Below are 22,517 nucleotides of genomic sequence, written 5' to 3'. Positions count from 1 at the left end.
GGGCGAGCGAGCGGCCGTTGCGCGTCGGGCCGACTACGCTGGCGAGGGTTCGTCCCACGGGGACTTCAGCGGCGAGGGGAGACGCGGCATGGCGTGGAGCTGGCGGTACGAGGGCACGGACGGCAAGACGGTCGAGGGGCCGGCGGAGTCGTTCAGCAGCCAGGCCGACGCCGAATCCTGGATCGGTCAGACCTGGCGGGAGCTCGCGGCGTCCGGCGTCACCTCGGTCGCGCTCGTCGAGGACGACCGGGTGGAGTACCGGATGAGCCTGCTGCCCACGGCCGAGTGATGGCCTACGACCGCCCGGGCGGTGACGGGCTGGTCCTCGGCGTGCCCAAGGCGGCGTTCCGGCCCAGCCCGGTCTTCCTCGGCCTGGTCGCGCTCTTCGCGGTCAGCGGGGTGCTGACCTGGAACGGGTACGGCAGCGTCCGGTTCAACGTGTTCCTCTTCGTGGTGTCCGGCTGGCTGGTGTCGCTCTGCCTGCACGAGTACGCCCACGCGGTGGTGGCCTACCGGGCCGGCGACCGGGACATCGCCCATCGCGGTTACCTGACGCTCAACCCGTTGAAGTACACCCACCCGTTGCTGTCGATAGTGCTGCCGGTGGTGGTGGTGCTGCTCGGCGGCATCGGCCTGCCCGGTGGCGCGGTCTGGGTGGACCGGCACGCCATCCCGGGTCGACTGCGGCACACCCTGGTCAGCCTCGCCGGCCCGGCGACAAACGTGCTGTTCACGCTGGTGTTGGTGGCGGCGGTGCGGCTCGGCACCCAGTCGGGTGGTCCGGTGGAGTTCTGGGCCGGGGTGGCGCTGCTCGCCTTCCTCCAGCTCACCGCGAGCTTCCTGAACCTGCTGCCGGTGCCTGGCCTGGACGGCGGCAACATGATCCAGCCGTGGCTCAACCCGCAGTGGCGCAAGATGTACGACCTGTTCGCGCCGTACGGCTTCATCCTGCTCTTCGCGCTGCTGTGGAACCCGCGCATCGGCGGCTGGTTCTTCTACGCTGTCTTCGCGGTCGGTGACCTGCTCGGTCTGCCGTCGTGGCTCTACGCCACCGGCCTGGAGCTGATTCGCTTCTGGCGGTGATCGGCGACCGGGCAGAGTTGACCTGAATCGGCTACCAGACGGACCTGACCTGACCCGGCCCGGTCGGCGCGAGGGTTTCGCGCCGGCCGGGCCGGAACGGCGTCAGGGACGCTGCGCGGGGGACTCGGTCTTCGCCGGGTCCCGCTCGGTGACCGGCCCGACGATGTCGTCGATCGCCTTGAGCAGGTCGGCGTCGAGCTTCACCCCGGCCGCCTTCACGTTGTCGTGCACCTGCTCGGGGCGGGACGCGCCGATGATCGCCGACGAGACGTTCGGGTTCTGCAGGACCCACGCCACGGCGAGCTGGGCCATGCTCAGCCCGGCCTGCTCGGCGATTGGCTTGAGCTGCTGCACCCGGGTGAGCACGTCGTCGTTCATGAACCGCGAGATGAAGCCCGCACCGGACTTCTCGTCGGTGGCGCGGGAACCGGCCGGCGGCGGCTGCCCCGGCAGGTACTTGCCGGAGAGCACACCCTGCGCCATCGGCGACCAGACGATCTGCCCGATGCCCAGCTCCTCACTGGCCGGCACCACCTCGGTCTCGATGACCCGCCAGAGCATCGAGTACTGAGGTTGGTTGGAGACCAGCGGGATGTGCAGCTCCCGGGCGAGCGGGTGCGCGGCGCGCAGCTGCTCGGCGGTCCACTCGGAGACCCCGATGTAGTGCGCCTTGCCGGAGTGGACGACGTCGGCGAACGCCTCCATCGTCTCCTCCAGCGGCGTGCTGTAGTCGTACCGGTGGGCCTGGTAGAGGTCCACGTAGTCGGTACGCAGCCGGCGCAGCGAGCCGTTGATCGACTCCATGATGTGCTTGCGGGACAGGCCACGGTCGTTGCGGCCCGGACCGGTCGGCCAGTAGACCTTGGTGAAGATCTCCAGGCCCTCCCGGCGCTCGTTCTCCAGCGCCCGGCCGAGCACGTCCTCTGCTCGGGTGCCGGCGTACACGTCGGCGGTGTCGAAGGTCGTGATCCCCGCGTCGAGTGCGGCCCGGACGCAGGCGAACGCGGCGTCCTCCTCGACCTGCGACCCGTGGGTGATCCAGTTGCCGTACGAGATCTCGCTGACCATCAGGCCGGAACGGCCCAGGTGTCGGAATTCCATGTACCGACCCTAACTCCAGTGGATCAAGACTGACGACCGGTGACTCAGAGCACCGGGTTGGCGTCGGTGAGTAGCCGGTCGATCTCCTCCAGCACCTCGGCGCGATCGCGGTGCACCGGATCGATGAGCGGCACGCCGCGCCGGTCCAGCGCGCCCCACCGCCCGTTGTCGCTCTCGATCAGGAACGCCACGGGGTGGATGACCAGCATCGGGTGCGCCGGCGGTACCAGCACCGTGCCGGTGCGGTCCACCACGCCCCGCCGTCCCGCGACGTCGACCACGGCGAGCCCCTCGTCGGTGAAACCGTCGATCTGCTGGCCGTCGGCCAACTCGGTGACGAAGCCGTGGTAGCGGGTGGGCACGATGACCCGACCGGTCCGGTCGACAGCCCCCCACCCCTCGCGCCGCACCGCGGCCAGCCCACGCCGGAACGGACGTACCTCGGCGAAGTTGGGCGCGACCTGCACCGCCCCGGTCGCGTCGATCGCCGTCCAACCCCCCTCGCCGACCACCCAGGCCAGGCCGTCGCTGAACGGCTGTGCGGCCCGGAAGGACGGCGGGATCACCGTCGTACCGAGCAGGTTGATCAGCGACCAGCGGTCGGTGTCCGGCCGGCGGACCCAGGCCAACCCGTCGTGGAAGGGCTGCGCCTCGGCGTACCGGGCGGGGACGACCACATCGCCGTCCTGGCTGGTGTAACCCCACAGCGACCCGTCCCGGTCCGGCAACGGGGGTCGGTCCCGGTCGAGCACCTCGTCCCGACCCCGGGGGTACGCCCCGAAACCATCGGCCTCGGCCCGGACGGTGACCGCGTCGAGGGCCACCCGGACCCGGTCCAACAGTTCGGCGTCGCCCGCGCCGCGCAGGTCGAGCGCCTTCTCGAAGTGTTCGCAGGCCTCCATGAGTCGTCCCTGGTCGTAACACGACCGCCCGGCGTGCTCGTGCAGCGCGGCGCGCAGCCGGTCGGGCAACTCGACCGAGTTGGCCTGGGCGAAGAGTTGGTCGGCCTCGGCGAAGTCGCCGCGCCAGCGCAGCACGTGGGCCAGCCGGGCCTGGGCCAGCGCCGTCCGGCGCAGCTCGCCGGTGGCCTCGGCGTAGGTGAGGGCGAGCCGACCGTCGGCCAGCGCGTCGTCCAGGTCGCCGAGAATCCGCGAGGCCACCGCCCGCAGGCTGAGCAGCCGGGCCCGGGCCCGGTTGTCGACCGCCGATCCCAACTTCTCGGTCAGCCGCCGCCGGATGGCCCGCAGGTCGTCCGGCTCCGTCAGTTCCTCGCGCAGGGTGACCGGGTCCAACCGCCACCGGTACGCGGCCAGCACCTGCTCCGGGTCGCCCGGATCGGCCAGCGACGGGCGGGTCAGCACCGGCGGTGCCTCGTCGGGTGGCGCGGACACCGGCCCGTTTTCCCCGTCCGAGCCGATCCTCGGGCCGGGCACGGCCGACGCGGGTGGCCCGGAGGTCGGCACTACCGACGCTGGTGGCCCGGATGTTGGCACGAGCGACGCTGGCGGCCCGGACGTCGGCACCACCGACGCTGGTGGCCCGGAGACGGGCGCTGCGGTGGGCGGTGGTGTCGAGGCCGGTGGCGCGGAGACGGGCGCCGGCGGTGCGGAGACCGGGGCTACGGGGTACGGCTGCGCCGGCGCGGGTGGCGCGGAGACGGGCGCTACGGAGTACGGCTGCGCCGAGGCGGGTGGTGCGGACACCGGGGCTGCGGTCGGCGCTGGCGGCGCGGAGATGGGCGCGATGGGGATGGGTGGCGCGGAGACGGGCGCTGCGGCGAGCGCTGGCGGCGCGGAGACGGGCGCTGGCGGCGCGGAGACGGATGCCGCGGGCGGTGCCGACACCGGCGGTGCCGGAGGAGCGGAGACCGGCGTGACCGAGGCGGGCGGCGCGGAGACGGGCGGGCTCGCGTCGTCCGCAGACCTGACGTGCGGTGCCGCGTCGCTCCGCCACTCGTCGATTCGCGGACCATCCGCCGGGTCCGCGTTCGGATCGTCTATCGCGTCCGTCGGCTCGTCGGGTGTCGCGAGTTCGTCCGTCGGGGCGTGCTCGACCGGATAGGTGTCGTCGCTGGGCGAAGCGGTGAAGGGCTGCTGGCCGGCCTCACCCTCGGCTTCGAGGTCGGGTTCGGTCCGCTGATCGGGCATCGCGACGACAGGTGCGCCAGAGACGGGCTGGTCGCCGTGCAACGTTCCCGTGTCGACAGCGGGCCGCGGATCGTCGTCCAGGTCGTCCGCCCAGATCCGAGGGGCACCGGAGACGGGGTGGGCGGGCGGTGCGGAGACCGGGTCGAACGCGTCGTCTGCTGTCGACCCGCTGGCCTGCTCGTCGGTCACGTCGAGGTGGGTGTCGGCCGCAGACGCCGACGTCTGCGCGTCCGGTTCGATCGGTGTCGCGGAGAGGTCGGGGTCGCCGGTCATCGACTCGTCGTCGACCGGGTCGACGGACCGCTGGTCGGTCGCGGGCTCGGCCTGGTCGGATTCGGCGGGCTGAGCGGGGCTGAACCACGCTTCCGGCCCGCGCGTGCCCGGAACGTCGTCCGGCTCGTGAACGGGCCCCACCGGCTCTTCCGAGGGCGGCGGGGGTACGTAGCGGCGCGGCGTGCCGGGGGCCGGCGGGAGCACCGGCGCCGGTGGCTGCGACGCCGCCGGAGCCGGAACCGCGGGCGTCGGGTCGGCCGGGGTCGGGTCGGGGCGGGTCGCCGGTGGCGGCGGTGCCTGCCAGGTGGGTGGCGGGGCCACCGACGGGCGCGCGTCCGCCGTCGGGGCCAGTCGCTCCGGCGAGTACGGGCGCTGCTGCGCGGCCGGGCGTTCCGGCGCGGCCGGGCGATCGGCGGGGTGCGGCCGCTCCCCGTGGGGCGAGCGGTCCGGGGAGGTCGGGCGGCGGTCGGTCGGTGGGGTGCCGGCCAACGGGTCGCCGACCCGACGGCGGTCCGGGCCCGGCTCCTCGCCGCGCCGCTGGTCCACCGGACGGTCCCCGCTGTCCGGGCCGGGGTAACGCGGCGGCGGGGCGGGATGCGCGCCAGACGCCGGCGGCGGTTCGGCCAGCGGCCGGCGTCCCGATGCTGGCTCGGCAGCCGAGCGCTCGTCGGCGCCGGGCGGGTCCACGGGCGCTGGCAGGTACTCCAGCCGCAGGCGCGCGGCGGGCGGCCCCGAGACGGGCCGGTCGGAGGCGGGGGAGACCGGGGCGGCTGACACCGGCCGGTCCCAGCCGCGGGTGGCGGGGGAGTCGGACGCTGGTGACACCGGCCGATCCGGCGAGGCGGGGGAGACCGGGACGGCCGACAGCGGTCGGTCCCAACCGGGCGAGACGGGGGCCGACGACACCGGTCGCTCCGGGGAGACCGGTGGGACCGGCATGGCACGGCTGGGCGCGGGCGGCGCCGAGGCGGCCGGGCGTACCGGTCGATCGTCGTACCGCGCCGGGGTGGCCGCCGGTCGCTCGTCGGGCCGGGACGGCGTGGTCGTCGGCCGTTCGGACCGGGCGGCCGGCCGCGACGCGATGCCCGGCTCTGCGCCGCGGTACGGGTCCGCGGTGCGGTGCGGATCGGGACCGCGGTGCGGATCGGGACTGCGGTGCGGATCGGGACTGCGGTGCGGGTCAGAACCACGGTGCGGATCGGGATCGCGGTGCGGATCGGTGCGTTGCGGGTCCGCGGTGCGGTGGTGGTCTCCGGTGCGGGGTGGATCGGTGCGGTGCCCCGGTTCCCGGGTGCGGTCCGGGGTGCGGTCCTGGCGCACCGGACCCGGTGCTGGCCAGGGCAGACTGCCGTCCGAGCGCTGGCCCGGCTGTGGCCGGGGCTCGCGGTACGCGTCCTCACGAGGCGCGTCCTCGCGGTACCCGTTGTCGCGGTAGGTGTCCGGGCGGGCCTGCTCGCGGGGCCGCCGATCCGGGTACGCCTCGGCGCGGGCCGCCGCCTCACGGGGCTGCTGCCGGTGCGGGTCGGTGTCGGGCCGTCGCCGGTCGTCGTCGAGGCGGGGCTGGTCGGGCAGGTCCGGCTCGGGGCGACGCCGTCGTCCCCCGTTGGGGGAGGGTGCGGCCCCGATCCCCTCGTCCGGGCGGTAGCGCGGCTCTGGGCGGCGCGGGTCGTCGGCGGCCCGGTCCGGGTACCCGTCGGCGCGGTATCGCGCGCGGCCGTCCACGGGTGCCCACGGGTCGACCCCGTCGGCGACGCGGCCGTCGTGGTCGCGGGTCGGTCGGACGCCGTACCCGTCGCCGGTGTGCCGTTCGTAACCTGCGGCCGGTCGTTCCGGTGCGCCGCGCCGACGTGGTGTGTCGTCCGACTCGGGCACCCAGCCGGGTTCGGGCCGGGGCGCGGGGGAGACCGGCGGAGAGCCCCGGTAACCCCGATCCCGCTCGGTGGGCTCCTGCCGGGGACGGCGGCTGTCGTACCGCTCGGGGGTGGGCTGGTCCCGGTGCCAGGCGGCTTCCCGCGCCGGCCCCCGCTCGTCGGCGGGGCGCCGGTCGGACCAGGCGGTACGTCGGTCCGACTCGGGCGAGCGGCGGTCGTCGCGGCGGGGTGGCTCGGGCAGCGGACGACGGTACGGCTCGTGGTCGTAGTGGCGGGAGTCGGCGTTGTCGGGCCGGCCGTAGGTGTCCGCCGAGAGCTCGTCGCTGCGGAGTCGGCTGTAGGCCGATGCCTCACCCGGCTCGTCGTCCACCCAGGAACGGCCGTGCGGTGCCTGTTCGGCCGGTGGTTCGTCGGACCAGGACCGGCCGAGGTAGGTGCCGTCCGGGCGGGTGGGCGCCAGCGGCGGCACCTCGGCGCGACCGGACACCGTCGCGCGGCCGCGCGGTGGCGGCTGGTGCGGCATGCCGATGTCGCCGGCGTACCGCTGGCCGGGGAACTGGGGGTGCCACTCGGTGGTCGGCTCGACCACCCAGGACGGTTCGTTCGGGTCTGACCACCGGTCGGTGTAGCGGCCGTTCATCCGTCGAGCCCGTCGCCACACCCGGCCGCTGGGCCGATTCTCGCCGGGGGTGAGGTGTCCGCAGCCGTCGTCGGGTGACCGCTGGGCGTCCGGTCGCCGCCTGCCACGCCCCGGTGGCCGGCTCGCGTCCGCTCGCTCACGCGTTGTCACCTCGTTGCAAATTGTCGCGCTGGGGCCGCCCGTGCCGGTCAGATCGCTGCTCCGGCAGGCCGTGGCTGCGGATGGAGGGTAACGGCGTGGGCTCGCTCACCGCCACTGTGGCGCCGCCCACCGGCGCAAACGTTATCCCATTGGTTTCGGACATTTGGTCCTATAAGCGAATCTGCTGTCCGACCATACCGCACTCGACGGCAACCCGGCTGCGGCGGGATCGCCGTCCTCGTTCAGGGGTGCTCCATGATGAGGACGGCGAACGTACCGGGAGCGAGCGCCTCGTAACGGTGCGGGGCGTCGCCGGGGAACGTGGCGTAGTCACCGGGTTCGAGGTCGACAGGTGCCGCCTCGGGCCCCACCCGCAGCCGGCCGGCAGCGACCACCACGTGCTCGATGCTGCGCGGGGTGTGTCCGTGCCCGGCTCGGACCGCGCCCGGCTCCAACCTGATCAGGTAGACGTCCCGGCGCAGGTGCGCCGCACCGGCGCTGAGCAGCGTTCCGCTGAAGTCGGCCCGTTCCGAGCGCACGCGCGGCCCGTCCCCGGCGCGGATGACCCGTACGCCGTCGTCGACGGGCTCCACCAGCCGGCTGAACGGCACACCGAGTGCGACGCCCAGCGCCCAGAGCGTCTCCACACTCGGGTTTCCGGTGCCCGACTCCAGCTGGGAGAGGGTCGACTTGGCCACCCCCGCCCGGCGGGCCAGCTCGGTCAGCGAGATGCCGACCCGTTCCCGCTCCCGGCGCAGAGCCGCGGCGATGGTGGCCAGGGGAGCAGCCGGTTCCGAAGGCATGCCTTCGCTCCATTGGTCAAATGTTCGGTCTGTCGAACAACGACCCGTTCAGCATGATGAACGCACGACGAGATCCGCGCAGTTACGGCGAAACTGCTGCCTCGGAGATGTCTGAGGCAGCAGTTTCGCTGATGTCGCGCGGATCTTGGAGATGCGGGAGTGGAGCCGGGGGTCAGACCTTGTCGCCCAGTTTGACCTGGGGCGCCGGAGCGCGCATCCGGCGGAAGGTGATCGACCGCATGACCGCGTAGAGGAAGAGCGAGCCCATCCGCTGGTCGGTCTTCGGGAAGCGTTCCCGGACCAGCTTGCTGATCTTGCGGCAGATCAGCACCGAGTCGACGACCACACCCAGCGCCAGCGCGCCCCAGAGCACGTTGGAGATCAGTCGGACCAGCGGCGGCATGGCGGCGTTCGACCCGACCAGCACGATCAGCGCGCCGCCGAAGAACCAGGTGCCGACGGTACGCCGGGAGTCGACCACGTTGCGGGCCAGCAGCCGCTCCGGGCCACGGTCGCGGGGGCCACCCTCACGGCGGAACTCCGACGCCGCCTCGGCGCGCAGTTGACGGCGACGCTCCCGCTCCTCCTCCTTGGTGAGGGGGCGAGTGGGGCCGGCCGGGCGACGGCCGACGGTCGGCCGCTTGGGCGTCTCCCGACCCTTGGCCGGGGTGTAACCCCGGGAACGCTCAGCGGTCTCCTCGGGGGTCACCGAGGTGACGGCCTCGTCGACGAGGTCGGTGGACTTGCGGCGAAAGAGCGACGGCACGCGGCAAGGGTAGCCAACGGTCCGCGCCCTGTGCACATCGCGGTACAGCGGCCGACGGCTCCAGGTCGCAGCGCGACCTGGAGCCGTCGTATCCGAACGATGAGTGACCGAGGTTACGGACGCTCGGCGTGCGCGCCCAGGTCGGCGAGCTTCGCCTCGAAGTCCTCGTAGCCCCGGTTGATCAGATCCACGCCGTACACCCGGGAGGTGCCCTCGGCCGCGAGCGCGGCGATCAGGTGGCTGAACCCGGCCCGCAGATCCGGGATCACCAGGTCGGCGGCGTGCAGCTTGCTCGGCCCGGCGATCACCGCGGAGTGCTTGAAGTTACGCCGGCCGAAGCGGCACGGGGTGCCGCCGAGGCAGTCCCGGTAGACCTGGATGTTGGCGCCCATCGAGTTGAGGGCCTCGGTGTAGCCCAGCCGCTGCTCGTAGACCGTCTCGTGGACGATCGACAGGCCACGGGCCTGGGTCAGCGCCACGACCAGCGGCTGCTGCCAGTCGGTCATGAAACCGGGGTGCACGTCGGTCTCCAGCGCCACAGCGTTCAGCTCGCCACCCGGGTGCCAGAAGCGGATGCCGCCCTCCTGGCCGGGGTCGCCCAGCTTCGGCGCGCGGGCGTCGGTGACCTCGTACTCGCCGCCGACCGAGCGGAAGATGTTCAGGAAGGTCATCATGTCGGCCTGCTGCGCGCCCAGCACCTCGACGTGACCACGGGTCGCCAGGGCGGCGGCCGCCCAGCTCGCCGCCTCGATCCGGTCCGGGATCGGCCGGTGGGTGTAGCCGTGCAGCTTGGGCACGCCCTGGATCTCGATCACCCGGTCGGTGTGGACCTTGATGATCGCGCCCATCTTCTGCAGGATGCAGATCAGGTCGATGATCTCCGGCTCCACGGCGGCGTTGCGCAGCTCGGTGACGCCCTCGGCCATCACGGCGGTCAGCAGCACCTGCTCGGTGGCGCCGACGCTCGGGTACGGCAGGGCGAACTTGGTGCCGTGCAGCCCGTTCGGCGCGGACAGGTGCAGACCCTCGGGCCGCTTCTCGACAGTGGCGCCGAACTCGCGCAGCGCCTGGAGGTGGAAGTCGATCGGGCGCGGGCCGATGTGGCAGCCACCCAGATCCGGGATGAACGCGTGCCCGAGGCGGTGCAGCAGCGGGCCGCAGAACAGGATCGGGATCCGGCTGGAACCGGCGTGCACGTTGATCTGGTCGGTGCTGGCGCTCTCCACGTTCGCCGGGTCGAAGACGAGCTCGCCGTCCTCGGTGCCGTCGGTGACCTTGACGCCGTGCAGGCCGAGCAGACCTCGCACCACCTCGACATCGCGGATCTTGGGCACGTCGAACAGCCGGCTCGGGCTGTCGCCGAGCAACGCGGCAACCATCGCCTTCGATACCAGGTTCTTCGCGCCGCGCACGCGGATCCGCCCTTCGAGCGGAGTACCTCCGTGCACAACCAGGACGTCGTCGGTCAACGCAACCTCCAGCGCGTCGGTGCTGCCGTGTTGATGGTGGGGAGCCTGAACGTTGTCGCTACCCCGGATGCGGCCATGTCGAAACGGCCCGCGTGTGTCGTCGCTTGGGCAGCATAGCCCTCGGTGACGAAAAAGGACTCGGTCACATCGGCGTGTGTGGCATTAATCGGTGATCCGGCACTTTTGCGTACCAAGAGCGCTACGGATCGTGATCAGGACACCGTCGGCGGCGGAGTGTCCGCGCCGGGCAGCGCGAGCATCTGATCAAGCGCGACCCGCGCGTGGTGCGCGGTGTCGGTGTCGACAGTGATCTGGTTGACGACCCGGCCCGCGACCAGCTCCTCCAGGGCCCAGACCAGGTGCGGCAGATCGATCCGGTTCATCGTCGAGCAGTAGCAGACGGCCTTGTCCAGGAACATGATCTGCTTGTCCGGGTGCGCCAGCGCGAGCCGGCGCACCAGGTTCAACTCGGTGCCGAGCGCCCACGCCGAGCCGGCCGGGGCCGCCTCGATGGTCTTGATGATGTACTCGGTGGACCCGACGTGGTCGGAGGCCGTGACCACCTCGTGCCGGCACTCCGGGTGGACCAGGACGTTGACCCCGGGCACCCGCTCCCGTACGTCGTTGACGCTCTCCAGGGTGAACCGGCCGTGCACCGAGCAGTGCCCCCGCCACAGGATCATCTTGGCGTCGCGCAGCTGTTCCGGGGTGAGCCCGCCACCGGGCTTGTGCGGGTCGTAGAGCACGCAGTCGTCCAGCGACAGGCCCATCTCCAACACCGCGGTGTTACGGCCCAGGTGCTGATCCGGCAGGAAGAGCACCTTCGACCCCTGCTCGAAGGCCCAGTCCAGGGCGCGCTTGGCGTTGGACGAGGTGCAGACCACGCCGCCGTTGCGGCCCACGAAGCCCTTGATGTCGGCCGAGGAGTTCATGTACGTCACCGGCACTGTGTCGCCGGCGATGCCCAGCTCGGTCAGCGTGTCCCACGCGGCCTCGACCTGGCCCAGCACCGCCATGTCCGCCATCGAGCAACCCGCCGCGAGGTCGGGCAGGATCACCCGCTGGGTGCCGGTGGTGAGGATGTCGGCGCTCTCGGCCATGAAGTGCACGCCGCAGAAGACGATGTACTCCGCGTCCGGGCGGGCCGCGGCCTCCCGGGCCAGCTTGAACGAGTCACCCGTCACGTCGGCGAACTGGATCACCTCGTCGCGCTGGTAGTGGTGCCCCAGCACGAAGACCTTGCTGCCCAGCTTCGCCTTCGCGGCGGTGGCGCGGGCCACCAGATCCGGATCGCTGGGCGCCGGTAGGTCGCCCGGACACTCGACGCCGCGCTCGGTGTCGGGGTCGCTGCCCCGGCCGAGCAGCAGCAGAGCCGTCGCCGTGTTGGAGGGTTCCACCCAGGTCGAAGTCACGTAGCCCATGGTCCCACAGCGCGAGCGCGACGCAGCCTCGCTCGGTGTGGGCTGCCACACTGCTCGGCATGCGCGTGCTGCTCTGCCCGGACAAGTTCGCCGGCACCCTGTCCGCACCGGAGGTGGCCGCCGCCGTCGCCGCCGGTTGGCGCACCGTCACCGACGGAGACGATCTGCTGATCCGGCCCCTCGCCGACGGCGGACCGGGCTTCGTGGAGGTGCTCGCCGAGGCCCTCGGCGGCCGGCGGGTGCAGGTGCCGACCGTCGATCCGCTGGGCCGTCCGGCGGCCGGTGAGATCCTGCTCACCGCCGACGGCGCGACCGCCTACCTGGAGAGCGCGCAGGCGTGTGGTCTGCATTTGCTCTCCGCGGCCGAGCGCGACCCGAAGGCCACCACCTCGTACGGGCTGGGTCTGCTGGTGACCGCCGCTGTGGAGAGCGGTGCCCGCACCGTGGTGATCGGGCTGGGCGGCTCCGGCACCAACGACGCCGGCGCCGGAATGCTCGCCGCGCTGGGCGTGACCCCCCTCGACCAGGGTGGCGCCGCGCTGCCGTACGGCGGGGCCGCGCTCGCCGCGGTCGACGCGTTGGACGGCGCGCCCCGGCTACGCGGCGTCCGGCTGGTAGCGGCCACCGACGTGGACAACCCCCTGCTCGGCCTGCACGGGGCCAGCAACGTGTTCGGGCCGCAGAAGGGCGCCGACCGCGCCGACGTGTTGCTGCTCGACGCGGCCCTGGAGCGTTTCGCGGCGGTGCTGGAACGGGACCTGGCCGGCTGCCCGGCGGGGCTCGGCGCGCTGCCCGGGGGCGGGGCCGCCGGTGGCATCGGCGCGGCGCTCCTCGCCCTGGGCGGCGACTGCGAGTCGGGGATCGGCCTGGTCACCCGCGCCACCCGACTCGACACCGCGCTGGACACCGCCGACCTGGTGATCACCGGTGAGGGGTCGTTCGACCACCAGTCGTTGCGCGGCAAGGTCGTCGCCGGGGTGGCAGGCGCCGCCCGTGACCGGGGAGTGCCCTGCGTGGTGGTGGCCGGGCAGGTGAGCACCGGTCGGCGGGAGGCCGCCTCGGCCGGGGTGACCGACGCGTACAGCCTGGTGGAGCACTTCGGCGGCGAGGAGGGCGGCGGGCTCGACGCGGCGCTGAGCCGGCCCGCGGAGGGGCTGCGCGAGCTGGGCGCCCGACTGGCCCGGCAGTGGAGCCGCTGAGCCTCCCGACCGCCCGTCAGTCCGCCCCGACCGAGGGCCTACCTGCGGCGGGGGTCACGCCACGCGGGTGAGCCCGGCCAAGGCGGCGTACGATCGGGTGAGGACCACAACCGGGAATCACTGGACGACGCGCGACGTTGGCCAGTGCGTCCGGACCCAAACCGCGCAGGGAGACTTCCACGTGACCACGCCAGCGCAGACCGAGTCGACCGAGGCCAAGGCCCCTACTTCCGTCGTCCTCACCGACGTCGCGGCGCAGAAGGTCAAGGCCCTGATCGAGCAGGAGGGCCGCGACGACCTGCGGCTCCGCGTCGCCGTGCAGCCGGGCGGCTGCTCCGGCCTGCGGTACCAGCTCTTCTTCGACGAGCGTTCGCTCGACGGTGACGTCGTGACCGACTTCGGTGGTGTCGAGGTCGTCGTCGACCGGATGAGCGCCCCGTACCTTTCCGGCGCGACGATCGACTTCGCCGACCGGATCGACGCCCAGGGCTTCACCATCGACAACCCCAACGCGGGCAGCTCCTGCGCCTGCGGTGACTCGTTCAACTGAGTCACACCACACACCAGCGACGATGGGGCCGTTCTTCGGGACGGCCCCATCGGCGTATTTGTCGGCGGTCGCACCCGTCCGGGAGCGGTCCCGAAGGGGGTCGTGGCGGCCTGATTGCCGTTGTCCGACCGAGCGGTGACCATCGGGTTGCCGTCCCGGTAGGCTGACCGCGCCCTGCTCCCGACCCCGAGGGTTGACATGAAGATCGCCGTCACCGGCTCGATCGCCACCGATCACCTGATGAGCTTCCCCGGTCGCTTCGCCGACCAGCTCATCGCCGATCAACTGCACAAGGTGTCCCTCTCCTTCCTGGTGGACGACCTGGTGCTCCGCCGTGGCGGGGTGGCGGCGAACATCTCCTTCGGGATGGGTCAGCTCGGGCTGCGCCCGGTGCTGCTCGGGGCGGTCGGCGCCGACTTCGCCGACTACCGCTCCTGGCTGGAGCGCCACGGCGTGGACTGCGACTCGGTGCACATCAGCGAGGTGGCGCACACCGCCCGCTTCGTCTGCACCACCGACACCGACATGTGCCAGATCGCGTCGTTCTACGCCGGTGCGATGAGCGAGGCCCGCAACATCGAGCTGGCCCCGGTCGCCGACCGGCTGGGTGGTTTGGACCTGGTGCTGGTCGGCGCGAACGACCCCGAGGCGATGCTGCGCCACTCGGCCGAGTGCCGCACCCGCGGGTACGCCTTCGCCGCCGACCCGTCCCAGCAGCTCGCCCGGATGCCCGGCGAGGACGTGGTGGCGCTGATCGAGGGCGCCGAGTACCTGATGACCAACGACTACGAGAAGTCGCTGCTGCAGAGCAAGGCGCAGCTCAGCGACGACCAACTGCTGGACCTGGTCAAGGTGCGGGTCACCACGCTGGGCAAGCACGGTGTGGAGATCGCCGGGCGCGGCATCGACCCGATCCACGTACCGATCGCGCGGGAGATCCGCGCGGTCGACCCGACCGGCGTCGGCGACGGCTTCCGGGCCGGCTTCTTCACCGCGCTCTCCTGGGGTCTCGGCCTGGAACGCGCCGCCCAGGTCGGCTCGCTGCTGGCCACGCTGGTCCTGGAGACCGTCGGCACCCAGGAGTACGACGTCCGCCGCGACCTGTTCGTCAAGCGGCTCGCCGAGTCCTACGGCGACACCGCAGCGGAAGAGGTCCGCCCCCACCTCCTCCCGGCGTAACCCCGCCCCCACCCTGGCGATCTTGCACTTTCTGTCGCCGTCTTGCGGCTTCTGCACCCCTTTGTCCACGCAGAAACTGCAAGATCGCGGGGGTGGCCGGGGTAGCGCCGGGGTAGCGCCGGGTTAGTGGGCGCGGCGGATGTCGTGGGCGGGGCCGTCTGGGCCGTTGACGGACCCTAGGAACTCCTGGCCGCGCATCCGGCACCAGGCGGGGATGTCGACCGCCGCCGCCGGGTCGTCGGCCAGCACCCGGACCACAGTGCCGACCGGCACCTCGGGCATCCGTCGTGCCGCCGCGATCACCGGCAGCGGACAGCGCTGCCCCCGGCAGTCGATCACCTCGTCCGGCGTCGTCACAGCCCCACGACCCCGGCCTCGGCCCGCAGCCCGGCGACGATCCCCGGCAGTTCGGTCAGGAACCGTTCCACGTCCGCCTCGGTCGTCTCCCGGTGCAGGCTGACCCGCACGTTGCCGTGCGAGAGCACCCCCATCGCCTCCAGCACGTGCGACGGACGCAACGTGGACGAGGTGCAGGACGAGCCGGACGACACGGCGAAGCCCCGCCGGTCCAGGGCGTGCAGCAGCGCCTCCCCGTCGACGTACAGGCAGGAGAAGGTCACCAGGTGGGGGAGCCGGAGCACCGGGTCGCCGACCACCTCCACGTCGGGCACCTCCGCCGCTACCCGCTCCCGGATCCGGTCCACCAGGGCGGCCAATCGGGTCGCCTCGGCCGCCGCGTCGGCCGCCGCCGCCCGCAGGCTCGCCGCCGCCGCCACGACCGCGGGCAGGTTCACCACTCCGGGGGTACGTCCGCTCTCCCGCTCGTCGGCCGGCCAGGGTGACTCCCAGCGAACGCCTTTTCGGACCGCCAGCACCCCCACGCCGGGTGGCCCACCCCACTTGTGGGCGCTCGCCGTGAGCACCGACCAGCCGGCCGGCAGGGGCACCCGGCCCACCGACTGCGCCGCGTCCACGTACAGCGGCACACCCACGTCGGCGCACGCGGCCGCCGCCTCGGCGACGGGCTGCACCGTCCCCACCTCGTGACTGGCGGTAATCAACGCGGCCAGCGCGACCCCCGGGGTCCGAACGGCTGTCGACCACGCGGTCAGGTCCAGCCGGCCCAACCGGTCGACCGGCACCGCGGTGGCCGTCCCGCCCGCGTTGACGTGCCGTTCCGCCGCGTGCAGCACCGCCGAGTGCTCGATCGCCGAGTGCACCAGCGTCGACCCGACCCGGCGCCGCCCCACCAGGCCGCCGAGCACCGCGCCGTGGGCTGCGGTCGTACCACTGGGGGTGAAGGAGACCTCGTCGGCGCGGACGCCGAGCGTCAGCGCGGTGGCCTCGCGGGCGGCGTCGAGTAGTTGCCGGGCCCGGCGGGCCTGCGTGTACAGCTTGCCCGGGTCGGCCCAGCCGTCGTCGAGGGCGGCCAGCAGGGCCTGCCGCGCGACCGGGTGCATCGGCGCGGCGGTCGCCGCGTCCAGGTAGACCGGGGATGCGCTCACAGACCTGCCTTCGTTCGCGGTCGCGGGGCTCGCGACCCCGGCTCGCTCCTCGCGCTCACAGACCAAACGCTATCGCGGCGGTATGCCTAGGATCCCCCCGATGGGGGTCGGACAGTGACCCCACCACGGCCGAGTCCGTCATGGTCGAGTAATCTGCGACCGTCGGTGACGCCTTTGCCGCGGGTGCTGAGGAAAGACGCACCGCGGCGCGCTAGGGAGGCAGGACCAGGTGGTCGCAAGGAGTTCGGAGGTACGGCCGTCGGCCGTACGGCACAGCGCTTCCCCAGGGGTTGGTGGACGCCGGGGGCGTGGTGCTGGTCGCCTGGCCGGGCTCGGTCTCGGTGGCGTGGCGTTGCTGGTTCTGCTCACGGGCTGTGACGTGGGTCAGACGTTCCACGGCTTCGGCTGGCCGCAGGGCGGCATCTCGCCGGAGTCCAAGCGGATGTACGACCTGTGGATCGCCTCCTGCATCGCCGCGCTCGCGGTCGGCGTCTTCGTGTGGGGCCTGATCTTCTGGTGCGTCGTGCGCTACCGCAAGCGTGGCAACGCGCTGCCGGTGCAGACCCGCTACAACATGCCGATGGAGTTCCTCTACACCATCGCGCCGATCCTGATCGTCTCCGTGCTCTTCTACTACACGGCGATCGTGCAGACCGACGTCGACAAGTTGTCGAAGAACCCGGACGTCACTGTCGAGGTCGTCGCGTTCAAGTGGAACTGGCAGTTCAACTACCGGGACGGCCAGGGCACTGAAGCCCGCACCACCGCGTCGACGCTCGGCACCAGTGAGGTCATCCCGGTGCTGGTGCTGCCGACCAACCGGTCCATCCGGTTCGAGGAGACCAGCCGCGACGTCATCCACTCGTTCTGGGTGCCCGAGCTGCTCTTCAAGCGGGACGTCATGCCGGGCAAGATCCGCAACGTGTTCGAGGTCTCGAGCCTGGACGCCGAGGGCGCCTACGTCGGGCGCTGCGCCGAACTGTGCGGCAGCTACCACGCGTTCATGAACTTCGAGCTGCGGGTGGTCTCGCCGGAGAAGTACGACCAGTTCCTCGCGGCCAAGCAGAGCGGCAAGTCGACCCAGGATGCGCTGTCCGCGATCGGTGAGCAGCCGTACGCGACGACCACGCAGCCGTTCGACACGCGGCGGACGCAGGACAACTTCAACCCGGACGACGTTCCGGCCCGCACGGGAAGCTGAGGCAGCCGCATGAAGACCGAGTGGCGTATCTTCCTGATCATCGCCGGGTTCCTCTTCGGCGCCACCATCCTCTACGGCGCCTGGACGAACGGTGCGTCGGGCGGCATCGAGTGGGTCGGCACCGTCGCCCTGCTGCTGTCGTTCCTGCTCTGCTCGATGTGCGGTGGCTTCTTCTGGTTCGTCTCCCGCCGCATCGACCTGCGCCCGGAGGACCGCCCGGACGCCGAGATCGCCGACGGCGCCGGTGAGGTCGGCTTCTTCAGCCCGGGCAGCTACTGGCCGTTCGGTCTGGCGCTGGCCGCCGCGATCGCCGCGCTCGGCATGGTGTTCTGGCAGTACTGGCTGATCGGCGCCGGTCTGCTGGCCGTCGTCTTCTCCGCCTGTGGGCTCCTGTTCGAGTACTACAGCGGCACCCGGCGTACCGCCGAGCACTGATCCGCCCGGTCGCCGTCGCGACCGACCCGGCACGACGAAGGCCCGTTCCCCGGAAGGGGAGCGGGCCTTCGGTCATGTTCCACCCCGCCGAGAGTGGCGCGGCGGTCAGGCGGCGCGGCGGGCGGGCTGGCGTCGGCGGGTGGCCAGCCGGGTGACCGGGAAGGCGAACGTGCCGACCACGATTGCGGCGCCGCAGTCGGTGCAGATCAGCTCTGGACAGTCGGTGCCGTGGCTGTCGACGCAGGGCGGCGCCTCGAACAGCGCCACGCCCTCGCAGACGTCGCAGTAGAGCTCGCGATGCGACACGGGCGTCTCCTCTCGGATACCAGGCGGACCGCCCCCGGATGCGACAACGACGCACCGACGGCAGCAGAGAACTACTCACCTGTAGTTTCCCAGACGGGTCCGACAAATCTCCGCGCACGGTCGCCCCCTGGTCGGCATCCGCGCGACGTCCACGAATCCGCCCGCGGACGACGCCGGCGATTCGGGTGGTGGTGAGGTCAGGCGGCGGCGGTCTCGATCCAGCGGTCCAGGGTCGCGGCGGCCGCGCCGGAGTCGATCGACTCGGCCGCGCGGGCCAGGCCGGCGCGGAGCGCCTCGGTCAGGTCGCCGTCCAGCGGGCCCTGGGTGGCCAGCGCCGCCGCCGCGTTGACCAGGACCGCGTCCCGGACCGGGCCCGTCTCGCCGGCCAGCAGGCGACGGGCCACGCCAGCGTTGTACGCGGCGTCACCGCCCCGCAGATCGGCGAGGGTGGACCGGGGTACCCCCAGGTCGGTCGCGTCCAGCACGACCTCGCGTACGGTGCCGCCCTGGGCCGCCCAGATTCGGGTGGGCGCGGCGGTGGTGAACTCGTCCAGCCCGTCCTCGCCGCGCATCACGATCGCCGAGTCGCCACGGGCCGCGAACACGCTGGCCATCACCGGGGCCATCCGCAGGTCGAAGCAGCCGACCGCGCCGGCCCGGGGGCGGGCCGGGTTGGTCAGCGGGCCGAGGAAGTTGAAGAAGGTGGGCACGCCCACCTCGCGGCGGACCGGGCCGGCGTGCCGCATCCCGGGGTGGAAGCGGGCCGCGAAGCAGAACCCGATGCCGGCCTCCTCGACACAGCGGGCAACCTGCTCCGGCCCGAGATCGAGCGGGATGCCGAGGAACTCCAGCAGGTCGGCGGTGCCGCACAGGGAGGAGGCGGCCCGGTTGCCGTGCTTCACGACACGGACGCCCGTGCCGGCGACCACCAGCGCCGTCATCGTGGAGATGTTCACCGTGTGGGCGAGGTCACCGCCGGTGCCGACCACGTCGAGCGCGGTACGGCGCAGCTCCTCGGGGAGCGCCACCGGGACCGCGCGTCCGAGCATCGCCTCCACCAGGCCGGCCAGCTCAGCGGGGGTCTCCCCCTTGGCCCGCAGCGCCACGGCGAAGGCGGCGATCTGCGCCGCGCTCGCCGAGCCGGTCATGATCTCGTCCATCGCCCAGGCGGTGTCGGCGGTGGAGAGTTCGTCACCGCGCAGCAGCGCGTTGAGCAGGTGCGGCCAGGTCCGATCGCCCATGGCGGGCCTCCCGAGCATGCGAAGTGCGGGTGGGCTGGAACCGGCGCCGAGGAGATCCGGCGCCGTGGGGGTGCCGGAGGAGCGTGGGACGTCAGGCGGGTGCGTGCGTCCGCAGCAGCTCGGCCACCGTGCCGCCGGTGGTCACCGGGTCGAGCGGGTGCACCAGCGTCGCGTCGACCTCGGCGTACGCGGCGAGCCATCGGTCGGCGGCGCGGGCGATCACCAGGCAGGTCGGGGGAGCGTCGTCCCGGTCGTCCTTGACCTGCCGCGCGATGCCGATGCCGCCGCCCGGGCTGGCCTCACCGTCGAGCAGCAGCAGGTCGATCTCGTAGTCGTCGACCAGCCGGATCGTCTCCGCGTAGGTCGACGCCTCGACGAACTCGATCTGCAGACCGGGAGCGGGCCGGGTGCCGACGGCCATCCGCATCCGATCACGGACCTGCGGGTCGTCGCTGTAGAGCAACACGGTGCAAAGACGATCGGTCATGCCGGAACTCCCACCTCGTAGCTGCCCGCAGATCGTACCGGTCGGCGTGACGTAGCCGACATCCCGCCCGGCGTCGCGCGTCGGGGCGTACCGTCCGGGCAGCTCAGGCGGGCGCGGCGTCGGCGGCGCGTTCGCGGGCCTCCTGGCGGTCCAGCTCGCGGTCCACCCGGCGGGCCTCCCGTTCGGACTGCTTGACCCACTGCACCACCAGCACCGCGAGCATCGTCACACTGACGAACTCGCCACCGGCCCAGAGGATGCCGCCGGCGACCACCTGGTCCTGCCACGGGTCGACCCAACCGAGGTTGAGCGACGGGTACCAGTCACCGCCGAAGAGCGTGCTGCTCTGCATGATGGTGAGGCCGAGCACTGTGTGGAACGGCACGGAGAGCAGCATCAGCAGCGCACGCGCCGGGTACGGCCAGCGGCCGGGCAGCGGGTCGAGGCCGAGCAGCGGCCAGAAGAACACGCAGCCGGTCATGATGAAGTGCGCGTGCACCAGCTCGTGCGCCCAGGCGTGTTCGAGGGTGTAGCGGTACAGATCACTGAAGTACAGCACGAACGGGTTGACCACGAAGATGGCGAACGCCACCAGCGGGAAGCTGTAGACCCGGGCGACGCGGCTGTGCACGATCGCGAGCAGGCGCTTGCGTGGCGCGACCGGCAGGGTGCGCAGGGCCAGGGTCATCGGCGCGCCCAGCGCCAGGAAGATCGGCGCCACCATGGAGAGCACCATGTGCTGGATCATGTGCACGGACAGCAGCGCGGTGTCGTAGGCGTGCAGCCCGCTGACCGTGACGAGCGCGATGCCGCCCAGGCCGGGGCCGAGGAAGAACACGGTTCGGGCGATCGGCCAACGGTCGCCCCGTAGGCGTAGCCGGTACACGCCGTAGAGGTACAGGCCGGCGGCGAGCACCAGGCCGAGGGCCAGCCAGCTGTCCAGCCGGGTCTCGGTCAGCACCGCGCCGACGGTGAACGGCGGCGGGGCCGAGGTGGCGGCGAAGATCGGATCGACGTGCAGCACGCTTTTCAGGCTAGGCCAGGCGAACCGGACCCTGACGCTCGGGCCACGGAAGGCGCGGGTTTGCCACCCCGCTGATCGGCGGCCCCGGTCAGGGGCAATAATGACGGCGTGACTGCGGCCCCAGCCATTGACAAGAGCCGGATCCACTCTCTGACCCGACCAAACATGGTCAGCGTCGGGACGATCGTGTGGCTCTCCAGCGAACTCATGTTCTTCGCGGCGCTGTTCGCGATGTACTTCTCCATCCGCGCGGCTGCGCCGGAGCAATGGGAGAAGCACACCGAGGCGCTGAACATCCCGTACGCGACCACCTTCACGGTGATCCTGGTGCTGTCCTCGGTGACGTGCCAGCTCGGCGTCTTCGCGGCGGAGAAGGGTGACGTGCACGCGCTGCGGCGCTGGTTCACCGTCACCTTCGTGATGGGCCTGATCTTCGTCCTCGGCCAGCTGAACGAGTACCGGCACCTGGTCGCCGACGGCATCAAGATCAACGAAGACGGGTACGGGTCGGTGTTCTACCTGACCACCGGCTTCCATGGCCTGCACGTGACCGGTGGTCTGATCGCCTTCATCATCTTCATGGTCCGTACGACCATGGGCCGGTTTACTCCGGCGCAGGCGACGTCGGCGATCGTCGTGTCGTACTACTGGCACTTCGTCGACGTCGTGTGGATCGGGCTGTACGCCATGATCTACTGGCTCCAGTGATCTTGCGCGTCACATTCCGCGCTGCTGCTCCGTCCCCTGAGACAGGTCCAACCGGTTAAGGACACCGCTCATGACTTCTGACAACGACCGCCGACGCGGTCTGCTCGCGCGGTTGCGCGAGCGGCCCGCCGCGCGCAGCAGGGGCCGCCGCCGGCTGGGCGCCGCGGTCCGGCTGATCGCCGCGCTGATGCTCGCCGGTGGCGCGTACACCGTCTTCGCCCCGGGCGCCCAGGCGCAGGACAACCCGCAGCTGACCGGCGCCGCCGCCGAGGGCAAGGCGCTGTTCGACGTGAGCTGCGTGACCTGCCACGGCCGCAACGCCCAGGGCGTCGAGGGCCGCGGGCCGAGCCTGATCGGCGTCGGCGCGGCGTCGGTCGAGTTCCAGGTCAGCTCCGGGCGGATGCCGCTGGCCCGCCAGGAGGCCCAGGCGCACCGCAAGCCCCCGGTCTTCACCGACGAGCAGACCCGTCAGCTGGCCCAGTACGTCCAGGAGCTCGGCGGCGGCCCGGTCGTGCCCGAGGGCGACGACCTCCGCGAGGACGGCAACATCGCCGCCGGCGGTGAGCTGTTCCGGATCAACTGCTCGCAGTGCCACGCCTTCGGTGGCGGCGGTGGTGCGCTCTCCTCGGGCAAGTTCGCCCCGAGCCTGCACCCCGCGACCGACCGCCAGATCTACGCGGCGATGTTGAGCGGCCCGCAGAACATGCCGGTGTTCGGCGACAACCAGCTCCGGCCGGAGCAGAAGGCCGACATCATCGCCTACATCCAGGAGACGCTGAAGCACGACCAGGACCCGGGTGGGTTGAACCTCGGGCGGTACGGCCCGTCCACCGAGGGCCTGGCGATCTTCCTGGTTGGCATCGTGGCGCTCGTCTTCGCTAGCCTGTGGATTGCGGGTAAGTCGTGATCGAGCAGGCCATCCGATTCAGTGCTGTGGTGCCGCTCGGCGCCACCCGTAGCGAGGTGA

At 72.1% G+C, this 22,517-nt stretch carries 21 protein-coding genes; 9 read left to right on the top strand and 12 right to left on the bottom strand.

Translation table 11 applies throughout. The features are described 5' to 3' along the window. Positions 1–88: 88 nt before the first annotated feature. Together OHB44_RS25560 and OHB44_RS25555 are read left to right on the top strand one after the other, a co-directional pair. On the top strand, positions 89–289 hold the full coding sequence (locus OHB44_RS25560) for a hypothetical protein (RefSeq protein ID WP_238686661.1): 201 nt from the start codon (positions 89–91) through the stop codon (positions 287–289). Then, positions 289–1,083: a site-2 protease family protein gene (locus tag OHB44_RS25555; protein ID WP_330438464.1), complete on the top strand. Its 795-nt coding sequence runs from the start codon at positions 289–291 to the stop codon at positions 1,081–1,083. Before OHB44_RS25560 ends, OHB44_RS25555 begins: the two co-directional genes overlap by 1 nt. Positions 1,084–1,185: 102 nt before the next feature. On the opposite strand, the gene OHB44_RS25550 is transcribed toward OHB44_RS25555, so the two are convergent. The 6 genes from OHB44_RS25550 to nadA all read right to left on the bottom strand — a co-directional run bounded on the left by OHB44_RS25550 (position 1,186) and on the right by nadA (position 11,706). After that, entirely contained in the window at positions 1,186–2,184 is a 999-nt protein-coding gene (locus OHB44_RS25550) for an aldo/keto reductase family protein (RefSeq protein ID WP_238686663.1), read from the bottom strand. 44 nt (positions 2,185–2,228) lie between these two features. Continuing rightward, positions 2,229–7,115: a WG repeat-containing protein gene (locus tag OHB44_RS25545; protein WP_330438463.1), complete on the bottom strand. Its 4,887-nt coding sequence runs from the start codon at positions 7,113–7,115 to the stop codon at positions 2,229–2,231. A gap of 383 nt (positions 7,116–7,498) precedes the next feature. After that, on the bottom strand, positions 7,499–8,059 hold the full coding sequence (locus tag OHB44_RS25540) for a helix-turn-helix domain-containing protein (protein ID WP_238682808.1): 561 nt from the start codon (positions 8,057–8,059) through the stop codon (positions 7,499–7,501). A gap of 172 nt (positions 8,060–8,231) precedes the next feature. Next, positions 8,232–8,825, bottom strand: coding sequence for a DUF3043 domain-containing protein (locus OHB44_RS25535; RefSeq protein WP_091407492.1), 594 nt, complete (start codon positions 8,823–8,825; stop codon positions 8,232–8,234). 113 nt (positions 8,826–8,938) lie between these two features. Then, on the bottom strand, positions 8,939–10,294 hold the full coding sequence (gene murA, locus OHB44_RS25530; RefSeq protein WP_110564159.1) for a UDP-N-acetylglucosamine 1-carboxyvinyltransferase: 1,356 nt from the start codon (positions 10,292–10,294) through the stop codon (positions 8,939–8,941). 212 nt (positions 10,295–10,506) lie between these two features. Then, positions 10,507–11,706 carry a quinolinate synthase NadA gene (gene nadA / locus OHB44_RS25525; protein ID WP_330438462.1) on the bottom strand — a complete coding sequence of 400 codons (1,200 nt, stop codon included), beginning with the start codon at positions 11,704–11,706 and terminating at the stop codon, positions 10,507–10,509. Between the two features lie 68 nt (positions 11,707–11,774). On the opposite strand from nadA, the gene OHB44_RS25520 reads away from it, so the two are divergent. From OHB44_RS25520 to OHB44_RS25510, 3 genes are all read left to right on the top strand, one after another. Continuing rightward, positions 11,775–12,914, top strand: coding sequence for a glycerate kinase family protein (locus tag OHB44_RS25520; protein WP_238682871.1), 1,140 nt, complete (start codon positions 11,775–11,777; stop codon positions 12,912–12,914). A gap of 181 nt (positions 12,915–13,095) precedes the next feature. Beyond that, complete coding sequence (gene erpA, locus OHB44_RS25515; protein WP_091407494.1) at positions 13,096–13,464, top strand: iron-sulfur cluster insertion protein ErpA; 369 nt, start codon at positions 13,096–13,098, stop codon at positions 13,462–13,464. Between the two features lie 198 nt (positions 13,465–13,662). After that, a complete protein-coding gene (locus OHB44_RS25510) occupies positions 13,663–14,643 on the top strand; it encodes a carbohydrate kinase family protein (protein WP_124820724.1) in 981 nt (326 codons plus the stop codon). Between the two features lie 123 nt (positions 14,644–14,766). On the opposite strand, the gene OHB44_RS25505 is transcribed toward OHB44_RS25510, so the two are convergent. Continuing rightward, complete coding sequence (locus tag OHB44_RS25505) at positions 14,767–15,000, bottom strand: sulfurtransferase TusA family protein (RefSeq protein WP_330438461.1); 234 nt, start codon at positions 14,998–15,000, stop codon at positions 14,767–14,769. Further along, positions 14,997–16,148 carry a cysteine desulfurase family protein gene (locus OHB44_RS25500; protein WP_330438460.1) on the bottom strand — a complete coding sequence of 384 codons (1,152 nt, stop codon included), beginning with the start codon at positions 16,146–16,148 and terminating at the stop codon, positions 14,997–14,999. Before OHB44_RS25500 ends, OHB44_RS25505 begins: the two co-directional genes overlap by 4 nt. A 229-nt stretch (positions 16,149–16,377) precedes the next feature. On the opposite strand from OHB44_RS25500, the gene ctaC reads away from it, so the two are divergent. Further along, positions 16,378–17,349: an aa3-type cytochrome oxidase subunit II gene (gene ctaC / locus OHB44_RS25495; RefSeq protein ID WP_266304854.1), complete on the top strand. Its 972-nt coding sequence runs from the start codon at positions 16,378–16,380 to the stop codon at positions 17,347–17,349. 9 nt (positions 17,350–17,358) lie between these two features. Beyond that, positions 17,359–17,784 (top strand): cytochrome c oxidase subunit 4, encoded by a 426-nt coding sequence (locus OHB44_RS25490; protein ID WP_091407506.1) that lies wholly within the window; start codon positions 17,359–17,361, stop codon positions 17,782–17,784. Positions 17,785–17,889: 105 nt separating this feature from the next. Here OHB44_RS25490 and OHB44_RS25485 read toward each other — a convergent pair whose 3' ends face one another. The 4 genes from OHB44_RS25485 to OHB44_RS25470 all read right to left on the bottom strand — a co-directional run bounded on the left by OHB44_RS25485 (position 17,890) and on the right by OHB44_RS25470 (position 20,842). Further along, positions 17,890–18,090, bottom strand: coding sequence for a hypothetical protein (locus tag OHB44_RS25485; protein WP_238682813.1), 201 nt, complete (start codon positions 18,088–18,090; stop codon positions 17,890–17,892). 197 nt (positions 18,091–18,287) lie between these two features. After that, positions 18,288–19,331: an anthranilate phosphoribosyltransferase gene (trpD, locus tag OHB44_RS25480; protein WP_238682814.1), complete on the bottom strand. Its 1,044-nt coding sequence runs from the start codon at positions 19,329–19,331 to the stop codon at positions 18,288–18,290. A gap of 91 nt (positions 19,332–19,422) precedes the next feature. Beyond that, positions 19,423–19,818 (bottom strand): hypothetical protein, encoded by a 396-nt coding sequence (locus OHB44_RS25475; protein ID WP_091407513.1) that lies wholly within the window; start codon positions 19,816–19,818, stop codon positions 19,423–19,425. A gap of 103 nt (positions 19,819–19,921) precedes the next feature. Then, positions 19,922–20,842 (bottom strand): cytochrome c oxidase assembly protein, encoded by a 921-nt coding sequence (locus OHB44_RS25470; RefSeq protein WP_372488269.1) that lies wholly within the window; start codon positions 20,840–20,842, stop codon positions 19,922–19,924. A gap of 108 nt (positions 20,843–20,950) precedes the next feature. On the opposite strand from OHB44_RS25470, the gene ctaE reads away from it, so the two are divergent. Then, positions 20,951–21,550: an aa3-type cytochrome oxidase subunit III gene (gene ctaE / locus OHB44_RS25465; protein WP_112582810.1), complete on the top strand. Its 600-nt coding sequence runs from the start codon at positions 20,951–20,953 to the stop codon at positions 21,548–21,550. Between the two features lie 70 nt (positions 21,551–21,620). Next, the gene (qcrC, locus tag OHB44_RS25460) at positions 21,621–22,457 is read left to right on the top strand and encodes a cytochrome bc1 complex diheme cytochrome c subunit (RefSeq protein WP_238682815.1); all 837 of its coding nucleotides are present in this window, start codon (positions 21,621–21,623) and stop codon (positions 22,455–22,457) included. The last annotated feature ends 60 nt before the right edge of the window (positions 22,458–22,517 follow it).

It is taken from the genome of Micromonospora sp. NBC_00821 (assembly GCF_036347035.1).
In the GTDB taxonomy this organism is placed as follows: domain Bacteria; phylum Actinomycetota; class Actinomycetes; order Mycobacteriales; family Micromonosporaceae; genus Micromonospora; species Micromonospora hortensis.
The sequence above is the reverse complement of the archived record's forward strand: the minus strand, read 5'-3'. Positions and strand labels throughout refer to the sequence as shown.

What these genes read in the sequence shown, in the direction of transcription:
- OHB44_RS25475 (WP_091407513.1), bottom strand. Translation starts at nt 19,818, where the DNA reads ATGACCGATCGTCTTTGCACCGTGTTGCTCTACAGCGACGACCCGCAG.
- OHB44_RS25560 (WP_238686661.1), top strand. Translation starts at nt 89, where the DNA reads ATGGCGTGGAGCTGGCGGTACGAGGGCACGGACGGCAAGACGGTCGAG.
- qcrC (WP_238682815.1), top strand. Translation starts at nt 21,621, where the DNA reads ATGACTTCTGACAACGACCGCCGACGCGGTCTGCTCGCGCGGTTGCGC.
- OHB44_RS25510 (WP_124820724.1), top strand. Translation starts at nt 13,663, where the DNA reads ATGAAGATCGCCGTCACCGGCTCGATCGCCACCGATCACCTGATGAGC.
- OHB44_RS25550 (WP_238686663.1), bottom strand. Translation starts at nt 2,184, where the DNA reads ATGGAATTCCGACACCTGGGCCGTTCCGGCCTGATGGTCAGCGAGATC.
- OHB44_RS25545 (WP_330438463.1), bottom strand. Translation starts at nt 7,115, where the DNA reads ATGAACGGCCGCTACACCGACCGGTGGTCAGACCCGAACGAACCGTCC.
- OHB44_RS25490 (WP_091407506.1), top strand. Translation starts at nt 17,359, where the DNA reads ATGAAGACCGAGTGGCGTATCTTCCTGATCATCGCCGGGTTCCTCTTC.
- trpD (WP_238682814.1), bottom strand. Translation starts at nt 19,331, where the DNA reads ATGGGCGATCGGACCTGGCCGCACCTGCTCAACGCGCTGCTGCGCGGT.
- OHB44_RS25555 (WP_330438464.1), top strand. Translation starts at nt 289, where the DNA reads ATGGCCTACGACCGCCCGGGCGGTGACGGGCTGGTCCTCGGCGTGCCC.
- OHB44_RS25540 (WP_238682808.1), bottom strand. Translation starts at nt 8,059, where the DNA reads ATGCCTTCGGAACCGGCTGCTCCCCTGGCCACCATCGCCGCGGCTCTG.
- OHB44_RS25520 (WP_238682871.1), top strand. Translation starts at nt 11,775, where the DNA reads ATGCGCGTGCTGCTCTGCCCGGACAAGTTCGCCGGCACCCTGTCCGCA.